The sequence below is a fragment of the Micromonospora sp. WMMD729 genome (assembly GCF_049315225.1).
In the GTDB taxonomy this organism is placed as follows: Bacteria; Actinomycetota; Actinomycetes; order Mycobacteriales; family Micromonosporaceae; genus Micromonospora.
Genome location: NZ_CP186059.1, coordinates 4,161,798 through 4,177,527, shown reverse-complemented (window position 1 = coordinate 4,177,527; position 15,730 = coordinate 4,161,798). Strand labels below are relative to the sequence as shown.

The window sequence follows — 15,730 nt, the reverse complement described above, 5'->3', positions numbered from 1 at the left end:
TGACACGTGCCAGATGCGCGGATCAGGCGCGCCGGAGGTGACTGAGCCGACCGACGACGGGTAGTGCGGGCAGCAGAAATCGGCGACGGAAGGCGGGATGAGCATGCGGCGGCAGGACGTCAAGGTGGCGGTGGTGACCGGCGCCAGCGCGGGAGTCGGCCGGGCCACGGTACGGCTGCTGGCGCGGCGCGGCATCGCGATCGCGCTGCTGGCCCGCGGGCGGGTGGGGCTCGACGCCGCCGCCGAGGAGGTACGCGAAGCCGGCGGCCGAGCCTTGCCGATCGAGGTCGACATGGCCGATTACGAGCAGGTCGTCGACGCCGGACGGCGGGTCGAGGCGGAACTGGGCCCGATCGACCTGTGGATCAACGACGCGTTCAGTTCCGTCTTCGCGCCGTTCCAGCAGACCCGGCCCGAGGAGTTCCGCCGAGCCATGGAGGTCACCTACCTCGGCTATGTGCACGGCACCCGTGTGGCACTGTCCCACATGACGCCCCGCGACCGGGGCACCATCGTCCAGGTCGGTTCCGCGCTGGCCTACCGGGGCATCCCCCTGCAGGCGGCCTACTGCGGGGCGAAGCACGCCATTGTCGGGTTCACCGAGTCGCTGCGCTGCGAGCTTCTGCACGAGCGCAGCAACGTCAAGGTCACCATGGTGCACCTGCCAGCGGTCAACACCCCGCAGTTCGAGTGGCTGCTGTCCCGGCTACGCCGGCGCGCGGAGCCGGTACCGCCGATCTACGAGCCGGAGGTGGCCGCCCGCTCGATCGTCGGCGCCGTGGACCGGCCCCGCCGGCGCGAGTACTGGGTCGGCACCTCCACCGTGCTGACCATCCTCGGCAACCGCATCGCGCCCGGGATGCTGGATCGCTACCTGGCACACACCGGCTACAAATCCCAGCAAACCGGCCGTCCCGCCGACCACGACCGGCCGAACAACCTCTGGCATCCCCTCGACGGGCCCGGCGGGCACGACTACGGCGCCCGTGGTGACTTCTCCTCCCGGGCGCACGGCCGCAGCCCGCAGGCCTGGCTCTCCCGACACCGCCTGGGGGTGGCCGCCGGCGTGCTGGGGGCGGGGGCGGCCGTCCTCGCCTGGCGCCGGAGCTGATCAGTCGTCGCCGGTCGTCCCGGCGCCACCGACCGCACCACCCCGGTTGGTGGCCTCGGGAAGGTCACTCACCGGCGGCGGCAGCAGGCCACGGTCCGGCGCCCCGCTGATCCGGCGCACCGTCGCCCGCACCGCCGCGGCCCGCAGCCGATGACCGCCGGCGTGCAGCAGCGCCGCCTTCGCCGCGTTCGCCCCCGGCCCACCGTGCACCCCGCCGCCCGGGTGCGCGCCGGCACTGCCCAGATAGAGCCCCCGGACGGGCGTCTCCGCCCGCCCCAGCCCGGGCAGCGGCCGGAACACCAACTCCTGGTAGATCTTGGTGGTACCGCCGTTGATCGCGCCGCCCACCAGGTTCCCGTCCGCGTCCGCCAGGTTCGCGGGTGTCTGGACCACGCGGTTGAGCACCCGCTCGCGGAAGCCGGGCGCGTGCCGCTCCACCAGGTTCTCCACCGCCGCCACCTGCCGCCGCACCACACCGGGATCGAAGTCCACCCCACGTGGCAGGTGCGTGTACGCCCACACCACCTCCGTGCCCGCTGGCGAGCGGGTGGCGTCGGCCGTGGTCATCTGTCCGAGCAGCAGAAACGGCCGGCGCGGAGCACGGCCGACGGTCAGGTCCGCCGCGTAGTCCGTCAACCCGTCGAGCCCTTCGCCGAGGTGGACCGTGCCCGCGCCGGCGACCTCCCCGGCGGTCCACGGCACCGGCCCGGACAGTGCCCAGTTCAGCTTCAACGTGGCGGGATCCCAGTCGAACCGGCGCAGGTCCGACAGAACCCGGTCGGGCAGCCGCTCCGCACCGACCAGACCCAGATAGAGCGTGGGTACGTCGACGTCGGCGATGACCGCCCGCCGTGCCAGGATCCGACCCGCGCTGGTCACCACACCCCGCGCCCGGCCACCCACCACGATGATCTTTTCCACGCGGACACCGCAACGCAGCTCCCCGCCGGCCGCCCGCAGTCTGCGCACCAGCGCCTCGACGAGCTTGCCGGACCCGCCGCGCGGAACCGGGAAACCGGTCCGCTGCCCGACCATCGTCATCAGCCACCCGAACAGTCCGCTGCCCGGCTCGTCCGGTGACATGTCCGAGTGCAGCGCGGTGCCCGCCAGCAGCAGTCGCGCCCCGTCGCCGCGGAACTGCTCCATCCCGAGACGCCGGACCGGCAGGGTGGCGAAGCGGGCGGCCCGCAGGGCGTCGGCCGGGCCCATCCGGGTGAGCAGTCGGACCCCGGAGCGCAGCGGCGGAAACGGACTGAACAGTGCCTGGAGCACGTCGTCGCCGTACCGGTCCCACCGCTGCGCCAGGGCCTCCCAGGCCGCGCCGTCGCCCGAGGCGAAACGCTCGACGGACGCCGCCGTCTCTGCCACGTCCCGGGACAGCACGACCGCCCGCCCGTCCGGCAGGAGGTGCGCCAGCGGGACCGGAGCGTGACTCCACCGGAGCCCGTGCCGCTCCAGATCGAGCGCGCGAAGCACCGGCGAGGCCGCGCCCAACGGATAGAACGCGCTGAACAGATCAGTGGTGAAACCGGGGCCGAGCACTTCCGCGGACCGCACCGCACCGCCGGGCGCGTCGTCCGCCTCCAGCACGAGTACGTGCCAGCCGGCGTCGGCCAGCAGGTTGGCGGCCACGAGCCCGTTGTGCCCCGCGCCGACGACGACCGCGTCGTACCCGCCGGTGCTCATCGGGTCGTTCCTGTCGGCTTGCGCATGTCCTCGGCGTTCCCCCGCGACACCGGCCGAAACGAGCGGTTACTCGTCGAGCTGCGCCGTTGCGTCGGGTACGTCGGCGAGGCTGCTGCCGTCGCCGAGTTGGCCGCGGGTGATGACGCTGAGGCTTCCGTCGGTCTCCAGCACCACCGCCGCGAGGCTCCCGAGGTCGCCAATGCCCTGGCTACGGGCGGCCTGCCGGATCTCGCTCTCCGCCACCCGGACGCTGCGCATGCTCTTGTGCCGGAGTCGTCCGTCGTGCAGCAGCAGGGTCGGTCGGGCCTTGAGTAGCCGCTGTGACGGCGGCCAGCGGACCGCGAGCAACGCGGCCCCGTACTGCAGGCTGACCAGCAGAGCCAAGGCGAGGATCCCCTCGACCAGCGAGACGTCCCGCGACAGCAGGATCGTCGCCAGCGTCGAGCCCAGCGCCACCGTGACCACGAAGTCGAACGCGTTGAGCTTGGACAGCGTCCGCTTCCCGGACACCCGCAGGATCACCACCAGCACCGGGTAGACGAGTAGCGCGACGACGAGCAGACGGAGGAGGTCCATCGGGTTCTTCCACACCATTGCGGTCAGCTACCCACGATCCCCCGGACGCACGCCGCCGGGATCGGTCGGCGGCGAGGTTTCCGACGCTGACGGCGTAACGGCGGCGAGCGTGGGGGATGTACGGCCTCATCGCCACGCCCGGGTCGTCGCTGGTACGCGCGTCGGTCGTCGCGCTCCGGGTTGCGGAACGCGTGGCCTCTGCGGCGACCTCTACCGATGGTCGGACGAGGCGGCGGCTGGTTTCATGGGGTGGGGTGTGTGGATGGTGATGTCCTGGGTCTCCGATGCCACCCGGATGCCGCCTTCGGCGAAGCGTTCCAGCACCCGCCGGGTGACCTGGTCCTTGACCTGACGGGCGCCGCGCACCGGCACCACGAACCGGGCCGACAGCTCGTTCCAGTTCGAGGTGGCGCGGACGAACACGCGCGGATCGACTTCCGCCTCGGCAGTCGGGTAGCGGTGGCGCATCGCGTCTATGGCACTGCGCGCTGCGGCCGTCGAGGAGACGTTCTGGGCTTCCTCGCAGAGGATGCTCTCCGCGAGGTGCCAGTCGGCCTCGTAGGGGACGGGCAGGGTCAGTTCCTCCCACAGGTGGTCGAGCACCATGCTGCTGTTGTAGACCGGTGAGGCCGATCCGGCCGGCGAACGGCTTCCACAGCAGCGCCCGCGCGAACAGCAACGCCACGACGGTCAGGTAGTGCGTAGCCTTGCGCAGGTAGTAGCGGTTGGATGTGTCCTTCACCCGCAGGGTGGAAAGACGCCCGGCCAAAAGGGCGATGACGAGGGCAAGCACGATCAGAACGATGCTGGTCACGAGGCGGCCGCTCACACTGCTCGTGTCCCAGAGTGCCTCCAGGAACCGCTCCATGGTGCTTGCCCATCGTTCTCGGCGGCGACCGGTCGGTGCGTTGCTGTCGCGTCTGCTTCACCTTAGGCAGCCGTCGTCAGCGGATTCTCGGAAACGGTGGGTGCGGCCGTGGGCCGGACGAACTCGGCTCGGCGACGCGACGGTGTGGCCTGCTGGCCCCCCACGGTGTCGGGAACCACCGGGCCTCCGCCGAGCGCCTGGATGTAGGCCGCCAGTTGGCGGACCTGCTCGTCGGTGTACAGCGGAGGCTTGCGTAACGCCCGTGCCTCCTGCCGCGCCAGCGGCATCCGCCCCGTGCCGACCTGGAACTCGACCGAGGCTTCCACCCCGACCCGACTCGGCCCCCGCCCCTCGACGCCGCCCGCGTTACGCCCGTGGCAGGTGATACAACCGGGTCGATCAACGCCTCGCCCGCTGCGGCGGCCCGCTGAACCCAGCCTCCTCCTTTGGGCATGTGCGCCGGGCGCGAGCGCCGCGTACACCGCCGGTAAGGGCAGCGGCCGCACAGCGCACCAAGGCGCGAGCCGCACAAGCCATCTGCCTCGAAGCGGTGGCAGTCCGGCGCTATCCGTCAGACCGAAATCGCGCGCTCACCTAGGCAGCGTTTCGCGCCGCCTGCCGGACCTGCCGGTTGGCGTCGACCACGGAGCAGCCCGTGGCCCGCAGCAGGTCGCTGGCCGTCGCGCGAATCTGTGTCGTCGTGGTGACACCGAAGTCGCGCAACCCCGAAGCGGTGGCTCGCCCGGCTGCCTCCGCCGCCCGCAGGGCGTGTCGCCGAGTCTGGTCGTGGGGTTTGTCGGTCCGCGTCTCGTGACGCAGTTGCCGGACGGCATCCGCCAGGGATCCGACGGCGTCCGGGAGGTCGGGCGGCAGTGGCTCCTGGTACTGCATCATGGTGGCGGACCGTCGCGCGAGGGCCTTGCTGTCGTCGATGACGCGGATCATGTGTGTGACGCCTCGGTCGTACCGTTCGAGATGCCGCCGCCAGTGCCATCGAGCCGGCGCGATTGTCACCACCTCCTCGGCGCCACTGAGTGCTTCGCGTAGCCGCTCGCTGTCTGGAGCCATGGCACGTAGACCATTCAGGGCGTGCACCGCACGGTCGGGTTCGTTGGAGCGCAGCGCCGTCTCGATTTCACGGAGACGGGTCTCGAGTGCGTCGAAGACCGGCGCCGCAGCCCGGTGGAGGACGCGCAGGGGGTGCAGTGGCAGCAGCAGCCCTACCACCGCGAGACCGACGGCGCTGCCGGTGACCGCGTCGACGATCCTGGGTAGTTCCAGGTTCTGTTGACTGGAGGAGAGCGTGGCGATCAGCACTGCCGTACCACCCACCTGGCTGACCACGGTGCCGCCCCGGCCCGCGAGGCCGAGGGCGACAGCGATGGCCAGGGTGACGATGACGCCTGTCTGCCACGCGCCGGCGCCGATCAGGAGGACGAGTCCGTCGCCGATGGCGATGCCCAGTCCCACCCCGACCAGCAGTTCAACGGTGCGTCGGGTGCGTTGGCCGATCGCTGCCGCGATGGTGCCCACCGCCGCCGTGGGCGCGAAGACCGGGTTGGGGTTGCCCAACAGGTCGTGTGCAAGCCACCAGGCGAGCGCCGCCGCCAGTCCCGCCTGTAGCGCGATCAGCCCGATGATCTCCAGCTGGCGCAGTCGTAGTCGAGCCGCCTGGCTGCCTCGCCGGTGAGTGCCGCCGACCAGCCCTCGGATCCGGTTGGTCAGGGCGACGAGCGGCGCCGGCGCGGCCGGTCGGGGTCGCGGAGCGGACATGCGGAGGACTACCCGTCACGGCACTTCCGAACCGTACCTGCATGACCGCGGGTACCCGTCAGGGTGTGCCCGTACCTGCTCGCTGGCTCGCGTCGTCAGGTGCCGACGCTGACTGTTCCCAGTGCTGCCACCACACCTCCTCCGTCGGCTCCCCGGCGGCGATCACCAGAGATTCGATCAGCTCGGCGGGCGTGCGTCGGCGTCCGGCGTCGGCGACGGTCAGCAGACGCCGGATTTCGGAGGTTCGGCGTCGCATGACAGCGCCCACGAGCGTTTTGCCGCCCTCGGTGAGGCTCAACCAGGCGACCCGCCGGTCATCGGGTTGCTGGCGGCGGACCACCAGTTCTCGCCGGACCAACCGGTTGCACGTTCTCGTCGCCGTCGACGGATGCACCCCCAACAGGGACGCGAGATCCACGGTGCGCAGCGGCGCGTGCGAGGCGAGAATGACCAGTGTCCGGTACTGCGGCAGGGTGACCTCGGCGTCCACCGATCCGAGGGTGCGGGCGGTGATCCCCACCAGGGCGCGGGCCAACGCGGACAGGCCGTCCACCAACCGGTCCTGGGCTGCGGTCGACGTGGTGCCGTCTTCCCCGTACAGTTTCACCGAGAAATGATTGCACGGGTGCACGTATAATTCTCGGGTGGGCTGTTCATGCAGGTGAGGACTGAAGCGCCGCCCGCCGACCGGGCTGCGCGGTGGGAACGCCTGACGGCGCTTCCGCTGACCGGCCTGTCGGTCCTGTTCCTCGTGGTCTACGCGGCACCGATCCTGCGACCCGATCTGGCGGAATCCTGGCTCCGGGTGTGCGAGGCGACGACCGTCCTCATCTGGCTGACGTTCTGGGTCGACTTCGTGGCGCGGCTGAGTCTGAGCAGAGCCCGGCGGCGTTTCCTGCGGGATCACCTCTTCGACCTCGCGGTTCTGGCGCTTCCCGTCCTGCGCCCGCTGCGTGCCCTGCGGCTGATCACCGTGGTGTTGAGTCTGAGCAGGCGCGCGGAGTCGTGGGCGCGTGGCCGGCTCGCCGTCTACGTGGGTGCCACCACCATGCTGCTGGTGCTGGTGTCCGCGCTGGCGGTACTGGACGCCGAGCGGTCCGCCGCGAACAGCAACATCGCCTCGTTCGACGACGCCCTCTGGTGGGCGACGGTGACCATCACGACCGTCGGCTACGGAGACCACTACCCGGTCACCGGGACGGGGCGGTTCGTCGCCCTGGGGCTCATGATCGGCGGCATCGGCCTGATCGGTTTCGTCACCGGCTCATTGGCGACCTGGATCGTCGATCGGGTCTCCCCCAAGGGCGGTGCCGCCGCGGCGACCACCGACGACATCGCCGCCCTGCGCGCGGAGATCGAGGCACTACGACGACAACTCGACCCAGAGACGACGCCCGCGGGCGGCGATCCGGATCGGCGGAGCCATGCGGCCCAGCCCTCTGGTTGAGCGCAGCGCGGGCAGGGGGTCGACCGCCCGTTCCTTCGTCGCTGACGAGGAGTCGGGCAGGTTGACCCGCTGGCTCGGGTTGCGGCTGGCCATCGGATTCATCGCGATGGTCCTGCTGATCGACGTCGCGGCGGGCACCCACGCCGTACTCATCGGCTTTCTGGCCCTTGCCCCGCTGTTCGCGGCCGCCGTCGAGAGCCCACGCCGCACCGCCGTCGTGTCGGCCACCGCGACCACGGCAGCGGTGGGGGCCGGGTTGCCCGGCGGGCTGCTCGGCAGCCTCGATCACGTGCTGCGGGTGGCGGTGGTCATCACGGTCAGCCTGATGGCGGTGTACGTCGCGCAGGCGCGGACGAGACGACAGGAGCGTCTGCGCCGGATGACCGAGATCGTGCGGATCACCCAGGGTGCGATCCTGCGTCAGCCGCCGCAGTTTGCGGCCGGCGTGCAGCTGGCCGTTCGGTACGTCTCGGCCTACGAGGAGGCCGGCGTGGGCGGCGACCTGTACGAGGTGGTGGCCGACCAGGACCGGCTGCGGATCATCGTCGGTGACGTCTGCGGCAAGGGGCTCGCCGCGGTGCGGCTGGCGTCGGCGGTGGCGGGAGCGTTCCGGCAGTCGGCGATTGTCCGGACCGATCTGACGCAGGTGGCGCACGACCTGGACGATCTCGTCGCTCGGGAGCCGGCACCGGCTCGGGGCGCGACGTTCGTCACCGCCGTCCTGATCGAGCTGCACGGGGGAGCGATCCGAAGCGTCAACTGCGGTCACCCCGCGCCGGTCCTGCGACGTCGTACAGGAGAACTGGAGGAGCTGACGATGGCTCCGCCGGATCGGCCATTGGGTCTGGGTGGGCCGCGGACGCCGGAGACGGTGGGCCGTTGGGACGTCGGTGACCGACTGCTGTTGCTCACCGACGGCCTGCTCGAGGCACGTGACAGCGATCGGCGCTTCTTTCCGATGCCGACGCTCCAGGCGTGTCTGGCCGAACCGACGGCGGACAGGTGTCTCGACGCGCTCTGGGACGCGGTGCATCGGCACGTGGGCGGCGAACCGCACGACGACATCGCACTCCTGTTGGCTGAGCGTCGGCCCACGACCGGGTGAGAGACGACCACGTCCCGCAGTTGGCGATCTTGGAATCGGGCCCGGTCAGTGGATAGGCTGCCTGCGAAAGCAGTTCATTGCACACATGCAGGTTTCACCTGGCAGTACCGCGGTTAGGAGGCGTGCGTGGAATTGACAGTCGGCACGTCGCAGGTCGGAGCCGTCGCCCGCATCCGACTGGGCGGGGAGATGGACCTCGCAACGAGCGGACTCGTGCACGACGCGGTCATAGCGGCGTTGGCGTCCGATTCGGTGCGAGACGTCATCCTCGATCTCGCCGACCTCACCTTCATCGACTCCACCGGCATGGGGACGCTCGTGGCGTGCCAACGCGCCGTCGCCGTGCGGGGCGGCGACCTGCGGTTGGAGAACCTGGCGCCTGTCGTTCGACGGCAACTCTTCGCCGCCGGCCTGCTCGGCCTGCTCGGCGGCGGGACGGACGACCAGGCTGCCCCCTCGAATTGACCCCGCCGTCCCCTCGGTCACCCCACAGATCGGACCCCGCTCGTGACTTCACCCCCGGACGCGGCACCTCCGCGTCGTACCAGCCTGGCAGCATGCGTCAGGCACGCGGCCGCCCGGTCGCGCCGGATCGTGCGCTCGCCATGGGTGGGTCGTGTCCTGGCCGCGGGCGCGCTGGTCGCGGTCACGGCTGGGGGCATCACGATCGGCACCCTTCTGGGCGCCAGAGGCGCCAGTGACGTCGGGCCGTTCCGGGTCGCTTTCCAGCTGACCCCGTCCGTGGACGGCGGCACGGAGATCGCCATCCCCCCGCTGGGATCGCTCTTCCTCGACAGCCACGACGGCCCCGCGCGACTGACCGTCCGCCTGGATTCGCTCGACCAGCGACGCACCGAGGCTCTGCTCGACGACCCCGCCGGCCTGGCCCACGCCGGCGCCACGGCCCCGGAGGACCTCCGCGACGCCCTGGTCCGCCTCGGCGTTCGTACGCTCGGTGTGTCGGTCCTCGCGTCCATGCTGTTGGCCGGGGTGACGTTCCGGTCCGTGCGCCGCATGGCCTGGTCGGGTGGGCTCGCGCTGCTGGTCACCGGCGGCACCCTCGGCACGGCCGCCCTGACGGTACGACCGCAAGCCCTGGCCGAACCCCGATACGAAGGACTGTTGGTCAACGCCCCCGCGCTGATCGGTGACGCACAACGGATAGCCGACGACTACAGCCGGTACGCCGCGCAACTCCAACGGCTCGTCGGCAACGTCGGCGAGCTGTACAGCACTGTGTCGACCCTGCCGATCTACCAGGCGGCGCCCGACACGACGCGGATCCTGCACGTCTCGGACCTGCACCTGAACCCCGCCGCCTGGCCGATGATCAAAAGCGTGGTCGAGCAGTACGACATCAACCTCGTCATCGACACCGGCGACATCACCGACTGGGGCAGCGAACCGGAGACCTCGTACGTCTCCATGATCAGCCAGCTCAACGCGCCCTACGTCTACATCCGAGGCAACCACGACTCACCGCGGACCGCTGCGGCGGTGGCCAGCCAGCCGAACGCGGTCGTGCTGGACGACTCCGTCACCACGATCGCCGGAGTGACGATCGCCGGCATCGGGGACCCCCGTTTCACGCCCGACAAACAGGAGTCCGAGGCAGGACCGTGGGAGGAGGCAGCGACGACGGTCGAAGGTACGGGGAAGCAGCTCGCCGTGACGATCCGTTCGCTGGACCGACCGGTTGACATCGCACTGGTGCACGACCCCGCATCGGCGACAGCGCTCAACGGTGTGGCACCGCTCGTCCTGGCCGGCCACACACACCAGCGAAAGGTGACGGAGCTGCCGTCGATCGGTGCGATCGACACCCGGCTGGCGGTGCAGGGCTCCACCGGCGGGGCGGGGTTGCGCGGACTGGAAGGTGACGAACCGATGCCTCTGGTCATGTCGGTGCTCTACCTCGGCGCGGATCATCAGCTTCAGGCGTACGACGACATTCAGGTCGGCGGTGCCGGCACCGCGCAGGTCAGCCTCAACCGCAAGGTGATCGACGGGACACCACAGGTGAATCCAGCCGCGCCGTCGGCGACACCGGCCGACAACTAGCGCCTGTCTTCACGCCGAGGCCGGAACCGACCGCGGATCACCGGCGTCGTCATGGACGGTCATGGCGTCCTGCCGGAGGGGTTCCTCGCGCAGGATCGCGGCGTGCAGCCACGAGTCCGGGATGCCGAACCCGTCGACGAGGGTGCGCAGGTGCGGGCGTAGCTCCTTGAGTAGGGAGTTGACCACGCCCGTGATGGCCTTGGCCCGGGCCGGCGTGAGACGGCCGTGCTCCAGAAACCATCCCTTGTTGGCCTCGATGACGCTGAGCGCGTAAAGGTCGCAGACCCGGGAGAGCAGCGCCCGGACCGCCGGGTCGGCGGTGTCCTCGATGCCGGCGACGAACGCCTCGAGAGTGATCCGGTCGACGTGCGCGGCGGCCACGGCCAGGACGTGGTCCTGGACGTCGTTGAAGATGTCGAAGGGTCGGTCCTTCTTGGTGGCGGCGCCGTTGCGCAGGCGGCGGACCGCGCCGTCCAGGAGGTGCCGCTCGCGGTCCTCGAATGCCTTGAGCTGCCATCCGCGGTCGGTGACGGCGACCTCCTCGTCGCGACCGGGCACGGCGCTGATCAGGCGCTCGATGACCGACCGGGCGGCGGTGCGCTCGAGCACCATCTCGCGGACCTGCTCGACGACGAAGGAGGCGCGCCCCCAGCCGTCCAGCGAGCCGAACTCGTCCCGGTAGCCGGTGAGCAGTCCCTTGGCCACCAGCTGCAAGAGCACCGTGTTGTCGCCCTCGAAGGTGGTGAAGACGTCGGTGTCGGCCTTGAGGCTGGGCAGCCGGTTCTCGGCCAGGTAGCCGGCGCCGCCGCACGCCTCGCGGCACATCTGGATGGTGCGGGTCGCGTGCCAGGTCTGCGCGGCCTTGAGACCGGCGGCCCGAGACTCCAGCTCCCGTTGCCGGTGCTCGTCGACCGGCCCGTCGCCGCCCTGCACCTCATTGAGCGCGACGACCAGCTGGGTCTGGGCGAAGTGCAACGCGTAGGTGGTGGCCAGGGCGGGCAGCAGTTTGCGCTGGTGGGCCAGGTAGTCGTTGAGCAGCACCTCCCGCTCCGCGTCGGGCGTGCCGAACTGGCGGCGGATGTCGCCGTAGCGCACCGCGATGGTCAGCGCCGACTTTGTGGCCGCCGACGCCGCGCCACCCACGCTCACCCGACCGCGGACCAGGGTGCCGAGCATGGTGAAGAAGCGCCGGGAGTCGTTCTCGATCGGGCTGGAGTACGTTCCGTCCGCCGCGACCTGTCCGTAGCGGTCCAGCAGCATGTCCCGCGGCACCCGCACGTGGTCGAAGGTGAGCCGTCCGTTGTCCACGCCGAGAAGGCCGGCCTTGGCTCCGGCGTCGCCGATACGTACGCCGGGCATCGGGTTGCCCTGCGCGTCGCGGATCGGCACCAACCACGCGTGTACGCCGTGCCGCTGGCCGTTCGTGATCAGCTGCGCGAAGACCACCGCCATCCGCCCGTCCCGGGCGGCGTTGCCGATGTAGTCCTTGCGGGCCGCCTCGTGTGGGGTGTGCAGGTCGAAGGTCTGGGTCTGTGGGTCGTACGCGCAGGTGGTACGCAGCTGCTGGACATCGGAGCCGTGTCCGGTCTCGGTCATCGCGAAGCAGCCGAAAATGTCGCCGGAGATGATGTCCCGCAGGTAGGCGTCGTGGTGCCGTCGGGTGCCCAGCGCCGCGACCGCGCCGCCGAACAGTCCCCACTGCACGCCCGCCTTGACCATCAACGACAGGTCGACCTGCGCCAGCATCTCGCTGGCGACGATCGAGCCGCCGACGTCGGCGCTGCCGCCGTACTCGCTGGGGAAGGCCGATGCCATACCCAGTTCGGCGGGGAGTTCGGTGAGTAGTCGGGTGATCCGCTCGCGTGCCTGGTCAATGGTCTCGCCGTACACCGGGAGGAAACGCGCGTCGAGGTGCTCCCGGTGCGCGTCGCGAACTGCGGCCCACGGTCCGTCGAGCACGTCCCGCAGGCGAGCGAGGTTGATCTGATCGGGCACGGTGCCTCCTCACCTAGCGGACATATGCGCACAGGTCGTACTCGATCAAGGATACCGGCGTCGGTGAACGCTGACGCCGGCTGTGCCGCCGTCGCCCCAACCCCTCGCAGTCGAACGTGACGAGGGGCACGGTTCGTCGTCACGAAAGCGGGCAGGAACCGTCATCGTTTCGTCGTCTAGTCCCGGACGTCCCTTGGGTAGGGCAAAGGAAGCAGACGCTACGGAAGGAGCAGCTCATGCCATCCGACACGACGGCGATTCTGGTCAAGCTCGGTGACTCCGGGCAGACGATCGCGGCGCCCGAGCAGGATGTGCGCGGCCGGCGCGTCCTCGACGCCGACGGCGACGACCTGGGCAAGGTAAACGACCTGTTGATCGATCGCGACGAGCACAAGGTGCGCTTCCTGCGCGTCGAGCATGGAGGGCTTCTCGGTATCGGTGCCACCGCCACCTTCATCCCCGTCGAGGCGATCAGCGACGTCACCGAGGACACCGTGCGCGTCGACCTGACCCGGGAGAAGATCGAGCAGGCCCCTACGTACGACCCGGAGGTCGTCGAGGAGACCGGCTACTACGAGGACGTGTACTGGTACTACGGCTACGCGCCGTTCTTCAACCCGAGCGGTGTCGCTCCGCCGTACCCGGCGCCCCCGACCCGACGCTGAGTTCCGGCTACCCCCGACCGGTGTTCCGGCGGCCGACGTGAGTCACCGGACCACCGAAGCACCCCTGAGGAGGCACGATGACCTACGTCCCCTGGTTCTTCCCCGGCGACCCGCCGTCGCTGATCCAGGCCGGCCCGCTCTCTGACGATGCCCGGCTGGCCTGCACGTTGCTTGAGCGCATGCAGCGCGATCCCCGGTTGCGTCACGAACGCATCTGCATCGAAGTACAGAACCGCGTGGTCATCCTGGAGGGCGTGGTCACCTCCGTTGATGTGCGCACGCAGGCACACGCCCGAGCGTGGAACACTCCGGGAGTGCACGACGTCAACGACCGGCTGCGCCCGTTGGAGGGGTGAACGGCGGTCGCAAGCTCGACCGCGCTCCGGCAAGCAGGTCCCGGCGGCGGTAGCCAGTCCTGTCGGCGACCACCCCTGCTGCGGCGATGCCGGCCATCACCGACGCTGCGACCGAGGTCGGTGCGGTGGCCGGCACCGCGGTCAGGTGCCCGAACGGGAACAGCCCACCGATCCAGCCTCCAGAGCCCTAGCACGACATGACCTGCCGACCAGGCTTCCCGGCGCCCCCAGGCGCGGGTACTCCCGGCGGTCGCGGCACGGAGGCCGCCCGGCTGGCATTCGGGCCACTGACTGCCGATGTTCGGCAGCGATCCCAGGGTGATGTCAGCCGGATCCCGCCCTGGATGCCGGACCGGGAGGCCAGCGACGATGTGGGCATGACAAGCGACATCGCCCTACTCACCGAGGACCTGACCAAGTTCTACGGTCAGCGCCGCGGCATCGAGGGCCTCAGCCTGGAGGTTCGCGCCGGGGAGGTGGTGGGATTCCTCGGTCCGAACGGTGCCGGAAAGACAACCACGATCCGGTTGCTGTTGGACTTCCTGCGCCCCACTCGCGGATACGCGACTGTGCTCGGGCTCCACCCGCGCCGGGACAAGGCCGCACTGCACCGTCAGATCGGCTACCTGCCCGGCGAACTCGTCCTTCCCGGGCGGGACACGGCGGAAGGCCTGCTGCGTTTCTTCGCCGCGGCACGCGGCGGCGTGCCCTGGGCACAGGTGACCGAACTCGCTGAACGACTCGAGCTGGACCTCTCACGCTCGGTACGGACGATGAGTAAGGGCAACAAGCAGAAGGTCGGCTTGGTGCAGGCGTTCATGCACCGGCCGGCGGTGCTGGTCCTGGACGAGCCGACGAGTGGGCTGGATCCCCTCATGCAGCAGGAGTTCCTGGCCATGGTCCGCGACGCCAGTGTTGCGGGCCAGACCGTCTTCATGTCCTCTCATGTCCTGGCCGAGGTGCAGCAGGCCGCTGACCGGGTCGCCATCGTCCGCGACGGCCAGCTTGCCGCGGTCGAGCGGGTCGAGTCACTGGGGAAGCGGGCAATCCGCGCCGTCGAGATTCACTTCGATGATCCGGTGGACCCGACCGAGTTCACCGGACTGCCCGGAGTCAGTGACGTGGTGGTGTCCGGGCCGGTGCTGAAGTGCACTGTCGATGGCCGCATCGACCCGCTGATCAAAGCGGCGGCGCGTCACCAGGTGGTGGACATGTTGTCGGCCGAACCCGACCTGGAAGAGACGTTTCTGTCGTTCTACTACCACGGGGAAGGAGCCGGCGATGGTTTCCGCGCTGGTGCGTAAGACCTGGCGTGACGACCGCCTGGCACTGATCGGGTGGGCCGGTGGCGTCGCCGCCTTCACCGCCATCTACACCTCGTTCTACAGCCAGTTTCAGGGAGCCGCGGAGCTGAAGCAGGACGCCCTGCCCCAGGGCATGCTGGACTTCCTCGGTATCGCCGACATGCTGTCGCCCGCCGGCTATCTGCAGGCGACGATTTTCAGCCTGGTCGGCCCACTGCTGGTCCTGATGTGCGCCATCACGCTGGCGGCCCGCACGATCGCTCGGCCGGAGGAAGACGGTGGCATGGAGTTGATGCTGGCGAACCCGGTTTCGCGTAGTGCGTTCGCCGGGCAACGGGTGGCCGCCGCCGGCAGCGCGCTCACCGTGATCGCCGCCATCCCCGGGATCCTGCTGATGATCATCGTTCCGTGGATCGGCATGGACATCGCCCTGTCCAACGTCGCCGCCGCGTCCGCCGGCCTGGTCGCCCTGGTGTGGAGCTTCGCCGGCATCGCCTTCCTCATTGGCGCCGCCACCGGACAACGGGCCGCAGTCCTCGCGATCACCGGTGGTCTCGCCGTCGCCACCTACCTAACCAACGCCATCGGCGGCATGCTCGACAGGTGGCACTGGGTGCGCTGGCTCTCACCATTTCACTACTTCATCGGCACCGATCCGCTGCACACCGGTTGGCACCCGATCGAACTTCTCACCCTCGTGCTCGTCGGTGCCGCGACCACGATCGCCGGGGTCGTCGTGTTCGACCGCCGCGACATCGGTGCGTGAGCCTGATGCTGGTGGTC

16 protein-coding genes are annotated in these 15,730 nt (G+C 70.1%); 9 read left to right on the top strand and 7 right to left on the bottom strand.

Annotated features, from left to right (window positions below; genetic code table 11):
* Positions 1–97: 97 nt before the first annotated feature.
* Positions 98–1,111: an SDR family oxidoreductase gene (locus ACN263_RS19030; RefSeq protein ID WP_422735739.1), complete on the top strand. Its 1,014-nt coding sequence runs from the start codon at positions 98–100 to the stop codon at positions 1,109–1,111.
* Here the strand turns inward: ACN263_RS19030 and ACN263_RS19025 are convergent, their stop codons facing one another.
* The 6 genes from ACN263_RS19025 to ACN263_RS19000 all read right to left on the bottom strand — a co-directional run bounded on the left by ACN263_RS19025 (position 1,112) and on the right by ACN263_RS19000 (position 6,621).
* The gene (locus ACN263_RS19025) at positions 1,112–2,797 is read right to left on the bottom strand and encodes a phytoene desaturase family protein (RefSeq protein ID WP_422735738.1); all 1,686 of its coding nucleotides are present in this window, start codon (positions 2,795–2,797) and stop codon (positions 1,112–1,114) included. It abuts the gene before it with no gap.
* Positions 2,798–2,863: 66 nt separating this feature from the next.
* Entirely contained in the window at positions 2,864–3,373 is a 510-nt protein-coding gene (locus ACN263_RS19020; RefSeq protein ID WP_422735737.1) for a DUF421 domain-containing protein, read from the bottom strand.
* A gap of 210 nt (positions 3,374–3,583) precedes the next feature.
* On the bottom strand, positions 3,584–3,979 hold the full coding sequence (locus ACN263_RS19015) for a hypothetical protein (protein ID WP_422735736.1): 396 nt from the start codon (positions 3,977–3,979) through the stop codon (positions 3,584–3,586).
* 324 nt (positions 3,980–4,303) lie between these two features.
* Positions 4,304–4,567, bottom strand: a complete 264-nt coding sequence (locus tag ACN263_RS19010; protein WP_422735735.1) for a hypothetical protein — start codon at positions 4,565–4,567, stop codon at positions 4,304–4,306.
* 268 nt (positions 4,568–4,835) lie between these two features.
* Positions 4,836–6,014: an FUSC family protein gene (locus ACN263_RS19005; protein ID WP_422735734.1), complete on the bottom strand. Its 1,179-nt coding sequence runs from the start codon at positions 6,012–6,014 to the stop codon at positions 4,836–4,838.
* 58 nt (positions 6,015–6,072) lie between these two features.
* Entirely contained in the window at positions 6,073–6,621 is a 549-nt protein-coding gene (locus ACN263_RS19000) for a MarR family winged helix-turn-helix transcriptional regulator (RefSeq protein ID WP_422735733.1), read from the bottom strand.
* Between the two features lie 48 nt (positions 6,622–6,669).
* Here ACN263_RS19000 and ACN263_RS18995 point away from each other — a divergent pair, with 48 nt between their 5' ends.
* From ACN263_RS18995 to ACN263_RS18980, 4 genes are all read left to right on the top strand, one after another.
* The gene (locus ACN263_RS18995) at positions 6,670–7,461 is read left to right on the top strand and encodes a potassium channel family protein (protein ID WP_422735732.1); all 792 of its coding nucleotides are present in this window, start codon (positions 6,670–6,672) and stop codon (positions 7,459–7,461) included.
* Between the two features lie 61 nt (positions 7,462–7,522).
* Positions 7,523–8,566, top strand: a complete 1,044-nt coding sequence (locus ACN263_RS18990; RefSeq protein ID WP_422735731.1) for a PP2C family protein-serine/threonine phosphatase — start codon at positions 7,523–7,525, stop codon at positions 8,564–8,566.
* 126 nt (positions 8,567–8,692) lie between these two features.
* Positions 8,693–9,031, top strand: coding sequence for an STAS domain-containing protein (locus tag ACN263_RS18985; protein WP_422735730.1), 339 nt, complete (start codon positions 8,693–8,695; stop codon positions 9,029–9,031).
* A gap of 42 nt (positions 9,032–9,073) precedes the next feature.
* Entirely contained in the window at positions 9,074–10,627 is a 1,554-nt protein-coding gene (locus tag ACN263_RS18980; protein WP_422735729.1) for a metallophosphoesterase family protein, read from the top strand.
* 9 nt (positions 10,628–10,636) lie between these two features.
* Here ACN263_RS18980 and ACN263_RS18975 read toward each other — a convergent pair whose 3' ends face one another.
* Positions 10,637–12,622: an acyl-CoA dehydrogenase gene (locus ACN263_RS18975; RefSeq protein ID WP_422735728.1), complete on the bottom strand. Its 1,986-nt coding sequence runs from the start codon at positions 12,620–12,622 to the stop codon at positions 10,637–10,639.
* 236 nt (positions 12,623–12,858) lie between these two features.
* Here ACN263_RS18975 and ACN263_RS18970 point away from each other — a divergent pair, with 236 nt between their 5' ends.
* From ACN263_RS18970 to ACN263_RS18955, 4 genes are all read left to right on the top strand, one after another.
* Positions 12,859–13,287 carry a PRC-barrel domain-containing protein gene (locus tag ACN263_RS18970; protein ID WP_422735727.1) on the top strand — a complete coding sequence of 143 codons (429 nt, stop codon included), beginning with the start codon at positions 12,859–12,861 and terminating at the stop codon, positions 13,285–13,287.
* Between the two features lie 77 nt (positions 13,288–13,364).
* The gene (locus ACN263_RS18965; protein WP_422735726.1) at positions 13,365–13,643 is read left to right on the top strand and encodes a BON domain-containing protein; all 279 of its coding nucleotides are present in this window, start codon (positions 13,365–13,367) and stop codon (positions 13,641–13,643) included.
* 377 nt (positions 13,644–14,020) lie between these two features.
* On the top strand, positions 14,021–14,947 hold the full coding sequence (locus ACN263_RS18960; protein ID WP_422735725.1) for an ABC transporter ATP-binding protein: 927 nt from the start codon (positions 14,021–14,023) through the stop codon (positions 14,945–14,947).
* Positions 14,925–15,713 (top strand): ABC transporter permease subunit, encoded by a 789-nt coding sequence (locus ACN263_RS18955; RefSeq protein ID WP_422735724.1) that lies wholly within the window; start codon positions 14,925–14,927, stop codon positions 15,711–15,713. Before ACN263_RS18960 ends, ACN263_RS18955 begins: the two co-directional genes overlap by 23 nt.
* The last annotated feature ends 17 nt before the right edge of the window (positions 15,714–15,730 follow it).